We start from the raw sequence: 2,725 nt of genomic DNA on the forward strand, positions 1-2,725 counted from the left end.
TGCCGGGCTTCCTCGGCGCACTGGCGCGGCTGGCGGTGTCCGGCGTGCCGGTCGAGACGGGCTGGCTGTTCCGCGGCCGCGACGCCGTCGACGCGGGCACGTCCCCGCGGCCGAAGCGTCCGGGGTGGACGGTCGACGGCCACCTGCTCCGCACCGCGGACGGCACGATCCCGGCGGGCGCACTACGCCCGGCCGAGCAGATCTCCCTGGGATCTTCCCCTGCGGAACAGCCGACTTCGGAAGCGATGGTCGCCGACTTCCTCCGCACGAGCCGCGAGATGATCGCCGCCCAGCGCGACGTCCTGCTCGGCTTCCTCGGCAGCAGCGAAGCCCCGACCGTCGTGGTCCCCGAGCGCCCCAAGGTGGCCTTGGTTGCGTCAGACGCACCGAAGGCCGCCTTGGGTGCGTCTGACGCACCGAAGGCCACATTGGGGCGCTCGGTGCTGGAGACTGTGGTGGCGGTGATCGGGGAGCGGACCGGGTACCCGGTGGAGATGATCGAGCCGGACCTCGATCTCGAAGCGGACTTGAGCGTGGACTCGATCAAGCGGGCGGAGATCGCGGGCGAGCTGGCCGCGCGGCTGGGGCTGACCGGCGGTGACGTCGAGGAGTTCGCCAAGGCCCGCACGGCGGCGGCGATCGCCGACCTGGTCGGGACTCCGCAGCAGCCCGAGGCCGGGACGTCGGTGCTGGAGACCGTGGTCGCGGTGATCGGCGAGCGGACCGGCTACCCGGTCGACATGATCGAGCCGGACCTCGATCTCGAAGCGGACCTGAGCGTCGACTCCATCAAGCGGGCCGAGATCGCCGGGGAGCTGACCGTCCGGCTCGGCACCGGTGACGTCGAGGAGCTGGCCAAGGCTCGCACCGCGGCGGGGATCGCCGAACTGCTGGGCACGAGCCACGACGAACCGCGGCCGGTGGCCGCCGAGCCCGAGCCCGTGGTCATCGCGCCGAAGCGGTACGTCCTGACCGAGGTCGAACTCGCCCCGGCCGGCACCCCCGACATCGCGGGCCGCCGGTTCCTGGTCCTCGGCTCCGGCACGTTCGCCGAGGACGTCCGGGGAGAACTCGAGACCCACGGCGCCGAGGCCGAGACCGCCGAAGAGGTGCGCCCCGGCTTCGACGGCTACCTGTTCCTCGACCCCGTCCTGCCCACCGCCTTCCCGCGCTACCAGGACGCCCTCGCGGCGCACCCCCGGTGGCTGCTCAGCGCCGGACCGGCCGAAGGGCTCCGCGGGTTCCACCGCAGCGTCGCGCGCGAGTACCCGGAGACGCTCACCCGGGTCGTCGAAGGTGCGGATGCCGCCGGGCTCGTCGCCGAACTGTCCACACCGGACCGCGAGCCGGTCGTCATCCGGCGTGGGACCACCCGGCACGGCATCCAGCCCACCGAACAAGACCTCGGCCCCCTCGCCACCAACGGAGCCGGCCCGGCCGGGGACGGCGTGGCCGAAGCCGCCGCCATCGGGCTGGACCGCGAGTCGGTCGTCCTGCTCGTCGGCGGTGCCAAGGGCATTACCGCCCGCTTCGCCAGGACGCTCGCGGCCACCGCGCGGTGCCGGATCGAGCTGCTCGGCCGGACGGCCCTGGCCGCGGAAGACGAGTACCCGCAAGCGAAAGACGCCAAGGAACTCCGCGCCGCCCTCATCGCGACCGACCTGCGGAACCCCGCCGAGATCGAGCGGGCCGTCCGGCGGATCACCGGCGAGCGCGAGGTCCGGACCACCCTCGCCGAGCTGGAAGCCCTCGGCAGCCCGGTGCGCTACCAGTCCGTCGACATCCTCGACGCCGAAGCCGTCCACCGCGCGGTCAAGGAGATCCACGCCGAGCACGGGCGGCTCGACGGGATCGTCTACGCCGCCGGCGTCATCGAGGACAAGCTCGTCGCGGACAAGACCGCGGAGTCCTTCACCCGCGTCTACAGCACCAAAGCGGACGGCGCGCGAACCCTCCTCGAAGCGACCGCCGACCTGCCTGACGAGCCCAAGTTCGTCGTCCTGTTCGGCAGCATCGCCGCCGCGCTCGGCAACCGGGGCCAGACCGACTACGCCGCGGCCAACGACGCACTCGAAACCCTCGGCCGCCGGTGGCCCGCCGGGCGGGCGGTGACCGTCCACTGGGGACCGTGGGCCCCGGCCGCCGGCGGCATGGTGACAGCCGAGCTGATGCGCGACTACGCCCGCCGCGGCATCGCGCTGATCGACCCCGAGGAAGGCGCCCTCGGCCTGCTGCGCGAGCTGGCCTGGGGCCGCGCCGGCACCGCCGCCGTCGTCCACACCGCTTCCGGGTGGTGACGGGGATGCGCGTGGCGATCGTCGGGATGTCGGTGCTGCTGCCCGGCGCGCCCGACTTGGCCACCTACTGGCGCAACCTCGTCGGCGGCGTCGACGCGATCACCGACGTGCCGCCGGAGAAGTGGGACGCCGCGCACTACGCGCCGGCCGAGCGACGGGCCGACCGGGTCTACTGCCGCCGCGGCGGGTTCGTCGACGAACTGGCCGAAGTGGACGTCGCCGGGTTCGGCATCATGCCGACGTCCGTGCCGGCCACCGAACCCGACCAGCTGATCGCGCTGCGGGTCGCGGCGCAGGCCCTCGCCGACGCCGGTGGCCCGGACCGCCTGCCCGCGGACCGGGCGAAGGTCGGCGTCGTGCTCGGCCGCGGCGGCTACCTGACCCCGGGCCTCGTCCGGCTCGACCAGCGCGTCCGCACCGCCACGCAG

General features: G+C 73.9%; 2 protein-coding genes. Both read left to right on the forward strand.

All coding sequences use genetic code 11. From position 1 onward, the window contains the following. Window positions 1-2,297: SDR family NAD(P)-dependent oxidoreductase (locus G3I65_RS56255; RefSeq protein WP_160704826.1), on the forward strand; the 2,297-nt coding region annotated here is incomplete at its 5' end. A gap of 5 nt (window positions 2,298-2,302) precedes the next feature. After that, on the forward strand, window positions 2,303-2,725 hold a 423-nt coding region (locus G3I65_RS56260; protein ID WP_160704828.1), incomplete at its 3' end, for a beta-ketoacyl synthase N-terminal-like domain-containing protein.

It is taken from the genome of Amycolatopsis sp. SID8362 (assembly GCF_010550475.1).
GTDB classification, from domain to species: Bacteria; Actinomycetota; Actinomycetes; order Mycobacteriales; family Pseudonocardiaceae; genus Amycolatopsis; species Amycolatopsis eburnea.